The 6,660-nt window shown below is 42.8% G+C and carries 6 protein-coding genes; 1 reads left to right on the top strand and 5 read right to left on the bottom strand.

From position 1 onward, the window contains the following. Window positions 1-96 precede the first annotated feature (96 nt). From DXA54_RS14485 to cdd, 5 genes are all read right to left on the bottom strand, one after another. Window positions 97-1,797 carry an ABC-F family ATP-binding cassette domain-containing protein gene (locus DXA54_RS14485; protein WP_009040805.1) on the bottom strand — a complete coding sequence of 567 codons (1,701 nt, stop codon included), beginning with the start codon at window positions 1,795-1,797 and terminating at the stop codon, window positions 97-99. 379 nt (window positions 1,798-2,176) lie between these two features. Next, the gene (locus DXA54_RS14480; protein WP_008648758.1) at window positions 2,177-3,550 is read right to left on the bottom strand and encodes an FAD-dependent oxidoreductase; all 1,374 of its coding nucleotides are present in this window, start codon (window positions 3,548-3,550) and stop codon (window positions 2,177-2,179) included. A gap of 99 nt (window positions 3,551-3,649) precedes the next feature. Then, window positions 3,650-4,231, bottom strand: coding sequence for a DUF417 family protein (locus DXA54_RS14475; protein ID WP_004304234.1), 582 nt, complete (start codon window positions 4,229-4,231; stop codon window positions 3,650-3,652). Between the two features lie 88 nt (window positions 4,232-4,319). Then, the gene (locus DXA54_RS14470) at window positions 4,320-5,159 is read right to left on the bottom strand and encodes an AraC family transcriptional regulator (protein ID WP_120079824.1); all 840 of its coding nucleotides are present in this window, start codon (window positions 5,157-5,159) and stop codon (window positions 4,320-4,322) included. A gap of 2 nt (window positions 5,160-5,161) precedes the next feature. Further along, window positions 5,162-5,644 carry a cytidine deaminase gene (cdd, locus tag DXA54_RS14465; protein WP_008648756.1) on the bottom strand — a complete coding sequence of 161 codons (483 nt, stop codon included), beginning with the start codon at window positions 5,642-5,644 and terminating at the stop codon, window positions 5,162-5,164. Between the two features lie 110 nt (window positions 5,645-5,754). On the opposite strand from cdd, the gene DXA54_RS14460 reads away from it, so the two are divergent. Beyond that, window positions 5,755-6,660, top strand: coding sequence for a glucosaminidase domain-containing protein (locus DXA54_RS14460; protein WP_004304231.1), 906 nt, complete (start codon window positions 5,755-5,757; stop codon window positions 6,658-6,660).

Raw genomic sequence — 6,660 nt, 5'->3', positions numbered from 1 at the left:
ACCACAACGTTTCCAGAATACTCCATTATTTTATTCAAAACTGTGCGAATATGAATTAAATATTGGTGCGGTTGCCCTGGATAAAATATCAATAGACTAACTCAATAAAATGCATTGTTCGACACCAATTTCCTGAATAAAATAATTGTCGTGTGAGATTGCTATCACAGTACCTGCATAATTTTTGATAGTAGCAGTGATAATTTCAATACTTTGTATGTCCAAATTGTTGGTAGGTTCATCCAGGATAAACATATCAGGGGTATTGTTACTAATCATCAGACAGCAGAAAGCGAGACGCATTTTCTCACCACCACTAAGTTTCCGGCAGGATTTGTCCCATTCGGATGCAGGAAACAAGTAACGGTGTAGAATAATCTTTATTTCATGCTCCGGCAGATTCCGGCTGTTGAAAGCGTAAGCCTGTTCAAGAATACTGTTCCGGTCGTCAATGATCGAATACTCTTGATTCAAATAGACATAGCTAAAGTCCGTCCGTGTCAGGGTTCCTTCCTGTGGTTGAAGTTGGCCGGTGATTAATTTCAATAGAGTTGTTTTCCCGCTACCGTTGGCTCCTTCTATACGGAGGCGGTCTCCGCTCTTTAGCTGAAAACTGACAGGAGCTTGCCAAAGCTGTTGTTTTGAGATACTATTTTCCTGAATATCATTGCTATTCGGATTGGGAAGATAACCTGTGTCAGACGAATTTATTTCATTATTCGTCAGAATATCATTGTTAACCGAATTGGAATGATAACTGAAGTTAATCTCTTTTGCTGTCACTAATATCTTCCCGGTATGAAGCGAGGAACTGTTGAAGTCGGTTTTTAATGCCGCAGTCGGAGAGAGCGAACCTCGAAGCTGGTTGCGTTCATTTGTTAACTTCTCGGCTTTTTCCTGATGAACGCCAGTCAGTTTACTAGTGCTCTTCTCGGATTTCCCTTGGAGTGCGTTCAATACAATGCGTGGAACTCCTTTTCTTATATTACTCTTTTCGCCGCGTACATTCTGTTTGTCCCTGCGTTCGGCCGTTTCGCGAGCCACTTTACGGGCAATACGTAGTGCCTTTTCTTTTTCTTCAATACGTTGTTGCAATGCTTCCTGCATCAGCGTTTTTTGTTCTTTGTAGAATTCGTAATTTCCGCCATAATAATTGATTTGATGCTTCTCCAGTTCGCAAATCTCGGGGAGAAGATTGAGCAGGGTACGGTCATGACTTACCACCAACAGGGTGGAACGATATTTCTCTACCCAGTCATATAAACGTTGTCTGCCGGAAGAATCGAGATGATTGGTCGGTTCATCCATAAGTACGACAGATGGGTGATGAATGTCCATCCCTGCCAGAAATACACGGGTCTTTTCACCGCCGCTAAGCAAATTCATCGGGTAGGATAGAGTAAACTGTCCTAGCCCCCATAAATCGAGAGCGGCAATGGAACGTTCTTCAATATTCCAGTCATCATCCAGGATGACGAAATTTTCGTTTGAGGCATCTCCTGACAGGATAGCATGTAAGGCTTGTTGCTTACGTTCTATCTGGAGTGCTTGAGCGATAGTCAATGAATCATATTGCCCGAAATGTTGCGGGATATAATATAGGTCGTCCAGACGGACAATGACACCGGAAGAGGGTGAAAGTTGTCCGGCAATAATTTGCAGCAAAGTAGATTTACCGCACCCATTGTTACCGACTAATCCCAGTTTCTGCCCCTTACTGATGGCGAAATTGAGATCACTGAATAATACTTCTTTATCCGGATGGATATAGCTGATTTGCTGAATACTTATAGACATAATGATCTATTGGGTTTGAGGTTGAAAATAGAGTGAGGGAAAATCACAGGATAGGGGGGAACGACAAACACAATACTGGCTAAACAACACGGATTTCGTGATGCTTAACGAAATAGAAAAAGCATATAAGAAAAGTGATGTTTACTTAGAAGTGTTGTCTTACTTACTAATTCTCATTGCGGTAGGTATATAGTTTAACTTGGTTGCAAAGATAACACTTTCTATTAGATTTCACTCTATTAAGACTGAAAAAGAATGAGTTTCATTTATTTAGAGGCTCCGTTTACCTCATTCAGAGCCTCCGATTACTCCAAATAGAGCCTCTGTTTACCCTATTCAGAGGCTCTGTTTTAGAAGTGAGTTATATTCTTTCTTATTCTTATACATCAAACAGTTGATTTAATCCCTCACTCATACTGGGATGCGTGAAGATAAAATCGCGCAAGAATGTAGAGGTTTGCCCTGTTTTTATCGCCATAGCTACGATATTGATGATTTCTGAAGCATCGGCACAGAATAGAGTACAGCCCATAATCTTCCCGTTATGATTATTGATGATAGCTTTTAGCATACCATCAGTCTGCCTTAATGTGCGGGTACGAACGATAGAGGAAGCCGGCAACCGGGAAACCTTAAATGAATATCCTCTTTTCAGAGCTTCTTCTTCACTGATTCCGATATGTGCCAATGGCGGATCAATAAACACTGCATATTGCACAGGATCACGGTCTCCGATATCACGTTTCTTGTCACCGAAGAGCTGGTCACGGATAATCCGGAAATCATCTAGCGAGACATAAGTAAATTGCGATCCGCCTTTCACATCTCCCATTGCCCATATATGAGGAACAGTAGTGCGTAACTGATCGTTTACGATGATAGCTCCGTGAGCATCAACTCCTACACCCGCTGCTTGCAGATTCAATCCTTCAATCATCGGTTTACGTCCCGTTGCGATAAGAATGGCATCTCCATCTACATAATAAGGAGTACCGTCGGATATGTCCGAGTAAGTCAGTGTCACTCCGTCATTCGTGTCATGGATAGACTGTGCACGAGCGTTCAGATGGATTTCAATACCTTTCTTCTCCATCACTTCTTTGACGCTGTTTGCAATATCCCGATCTTCGCGAGGCATAAATTTGTTTCCTCCTTCGAGTATCGTCACTTTACTGCCGAAACCGGCATACATAGAAGCGAACTCCAGTCCGATATATCCTCCACCTATGATAATCAGGTGATGAGGAAGTACACTTAAGTCCAAAAGCGCACTACTGGTATATACGTGCTGACTTTGCTGAATACCATCTATTGCAGGGATAATGGGAGTAGACCCCGTGTTGATAAATATCTCTTTTCCTTTCAGTTCGATTTCTCCTTCGGGAAGTTCCACTTTTATGGTATCGGCGGATATGAAAGACCCCGTTCCAGTATAGATAGTCACATTAGGACGTTTGCTTAGTCTTTCGTAATTATCATTCCTAAGAAAGGAAGTGAGGCGGTTCTTTCGGCCGATGGCCTGTTTGTACATATTCGCCTGCTTCGGAAAATCATCGTGGTAAAGCAAAGCGGAAACCTCTGCTTCATGCACCAGTGTCTTTGTTGGGACACAGGCTACATTCGGACAGCTTCCTCCATACATCATGTTGGAACGTTCTACGATGGCCACTTGCCATCCGCGGTTGGAAAGTTCGGCAGCCAGGGTTTTCCCTGCCTTGCCGAATCCTATAATAATTGCATCATATTGTTTCATAACTTCTTGTATTAACGATTTGTATGAGACTATATAACAGTCTGAAAATACGATTTGTTCCGCAATGGCAAGAAGTCAGAATCCTCTTTAGTGGTTGTCTTAGTCTTTTTTAAGTGTTTTGAGTACGCGTTGTGACGAGTCGGATAATAACACTACGGCACTGGCTAGGATCACAATGTCTTTAATCACCAACCGCCCTGCACCGGATAGTAATGGGAAACCGAATTCTCCGCTTCCCAAGTCGGGAACCCAGACTTCCGGGGTGGTGACAAGAAAAGAAAGTGTGCCGAGCGTCATGATAATGGCGAGGGTGTCGCCTGCCAATCCCACTTTTGGGAAAAAGATTCCCAAGAATACCAGTATGCCGATACCCATAATAAGAGCTCCCAGTCCGTAAGAGAAAGTATAAGTGCGGTTTGCTTCGTGCCATGCACGATTTTCCGGGACAAAAGCACCTTCCGCATTTTTATGTTCTTTGTATTCGGGTGCACCTTTAGCATAGAAGAAACTCATAAAAGGACTGTTGGCAACAAACGGAACAATCCCGTCGGCTTCATAATGGAAATACTTCAATCCGCCTATCCATACAAATACTACCAGGATGGCAACGCGGATAAATTTCATACCAAAACTTTTCAGACTTGAAGTGAAGGTCAGTAAAGCGATCAATTTCTCTTTCATTTTGTTGGGGTTTTAATGGGTTTATCTTATGTTGCAAAGGTCGTCCATTTCCACTACCCCCAAAATAGCAATACTTCCGTATGCCTTGTCAATTTTTCCCTTCCTGTGTGTTTCTGAATTGCACGGCGCTCTGTCCGGTCATATTTTTGAAGAAACGGCTGAAAGAAGCCTGGTCTTCAAATCCCAGAATATCGGCAATCTCTTTGGCGCTTTTGTTGCTGTAAAGCAGGAGACGTTTAGCTTCCGCTTCCACCCGTTCGTGGATAACCCGAAGCGGCGAAGGCAGTTTGCAGGTAGAAAAGATGTTCGATAGTGTCTTGGGAGATTTATGCAACATATCGGCATAGTCCTGCACCTGTTTCTTCGTCCGGTAATGCTCGTCGACCAAGTTATAGTATTGGCGGACAATCTCAAAACCGGATTCTTTTTCACGGGTGATATTCATGCGATGACGTGCAATCCGGGTACATTGGATAATGAAACGTTTCAGCAGGATGCGCAGCATCTCTTCCTGCAGGCTGTCGGAAACGGTAAACTCATTTTCCAGTGCTTCGGTAATAGTGTCAAGTTCTTTACGTTCTTTTTCGTTCAGTGTGAAACGGATCAGGTGCGATGAACCGTTGAACAGGAAGCCGCTGCATGACACTTCATGGTCGTTGCCATAGATACAATAGAAATTGCTATTGAACAGCAAAGTCTGGTATTCACCATCAATCGATTTAAATTCGAGGTGTTGCAGATGAGTGAGTGAAATCACTTCATCTTTGGTAAGCGTCATTTCCTGGTGGTCGATTTCTACTGTGATGCTTCCGCTGCGTACCCATATAAATTTATAAAGCCCCTTTTCTTTTTGCAGTGCTTTTTCTGTCAGATAAGAGTCTGTAAGTGCGAGTGTTCCTTTTAGTTTCGTGTGATATTGTTGTAACATAATTAATCCTCCATTGCTGATGCGTCAAATGATAATGGCAGTAGATCGCCTATACTTTTTACTTCGTAGATACATTCTTTGCCATATAATAGGATACGGATGGGTTGTTTGTAACGCTTTTCCGTTTCCAGAATCACTTGCCGGCAAGCGCCGCAGGGAGGAATCGGTTGGTCGATGAAATCTTTTTCCGTTCGTGCCGTGATGGCAAGAGTGACAACCGGTTGGTCGGGATATTGGGAGTTGGCATAGAATAGGGTAGTACGTTCTGCACAAAGCCCCGACGGATAGGCCGCATTTTCCTGATTGGTTCCTGTCACTACTGTCCCGTTGCCCAATAGCGCAGCGGCACCTACGGAGAAATGGGAGTACGGAGAATAACTACGAGCTGTTGCCTCCATGGCAGTCTTTATAAGTGACCGATCGCCCTCATTCAACTCATCATATTGATATACTTTAATAATAGCGGTAATTGTGAGGTCTTTCATATACGTCAGGGTATTGGTTTCTACAATTAATGTTACAAAGTTAGGAAAGAGATTGATAATCCCAATTATTTTTCAGATTTTTGTGCCATCTAATTCACATCTGAATAAAAATGGAGAATAAACTGCATAGACTTATCTTTTTAACCGTTGTTTTTTTCTTTGCCGTAGGAGTGCAGGCACAGAAACGGAATGCCCGTTACGTCGAGTATATAAATAAGTATAGTGATTTGGCTGTTGAACAGATGAAGCTTCATAAGATTCCGGCGAGTATTACATTGGCACAAGGATTGCTGGAAAGCGGTGCCGGATACAGCCAGTTGGCACGAAAGAGTAATAACCACTTTGGTATTAAGTGTGGTGGCAGTTGGCGGGGACGTACGGTTCGTCATGATGATGATGCCCGTAACGAATGTTTCCGTGCTTATAAGCATCCGCGTGACTCTTACGAAGATCATTCCGACTTCCTTAGAAGAGGTGCCCGTTACGCTTTTCTTTTTAAACTGGACATCACCGATTATAAAGGCTGGGCGCGTGGACTGAAAAAAGCAGGCTATGCTACCGATCCTTCTTATGCTAATCGTCTGATTACAATTATCGAAGATTATGACTTGTATAAATACGACCGTAAGGGGGTATATTCGGAACGGAAACTGAAAAAGAATCCTTGGTTGATGAGCCCGCATCAGGTGTATATCGCTAATGATATTGCTTATGTGGTAGCCCGCAACGGTGATACCTTTAAAGATTTAGGCAAGGAATTCGATATTAGTTGGAAGAAACTTGTGAAGTACAACGACTTGCAGCGTGATTATACCTTGATGGAAGGAGATATCATCTACCTGAAGAGCAAGAAGAAAAAGGCTTCCAAACCTTATACTGTATATGTTGTGAAAGATGGAGATTCCATGCATGGCATCTCTCAAAAATATGGTATCCGCCTCAAAAATCTGTATAAGATGAATCGTAAGGATGGTGAGTATGTTCCGGAAATCGGAGATAGATTGCGTCTGCGGTAG

Source organism: Bacteroides sp. OF03-11BH (assembly GCF_003604005.1).
Taxonomy (GTDB): Bacteria; Bacteroidota; Bacteroidia; order Bacteroidales; family Bacteroidaceae; genus Bacteroides; species Bacteroides ovatus.
The sequence above is the reverse complement of the archived record's forward strand: the minus strand, read 5'-3'. Positions and strand labels throughout refer to the sequence as shown.

Bases quoted from the DNA above. Each gene is read 5' to 3' on its own strand.
- DXA54_RS14480 (WP_008648758.1), bottom strand. From the start codon at position 3,550: ATGAAACAATATGATGCAATTATTATAGGATTCGGCAAGGCAGGGAAA.
- cdd (WP_008648756.1), bottom strand. From the start codon at position 5,644: ATGAAAGACCTCACAATTACCGCTATTATTAAAGTATATCAATATGAT.
- DXA54_RS14470 (WP_120079824.1), bottom strand. From the start codon at position 5,159: ATGTTACAACAATATCACACGAAACTAAAAGGAACACTCGCACTTACA.
- DXA54_RS14460 (WP_004304231.1), top strand. From the start codon at position 5,755: ATGGAGAATAAACTGCATAGACTTATCTTTTTAACCGTTGTTTTTTTC.
- DXA54_RS14475 (WP_004304234.1), bottom strand. From the start codon at position 4,231: ATGAAAGAGAAATTGATCGCTTTACTGACCTTCACTTCAAGTCTGAAA.
- DXA54_RS14485 (WP_009040805.1), bottom strand. From the start codon at position 1,797: ATGTCTATAAGTATTCAGCAAATCAGCTATATCCATCCGGATAAAGAA.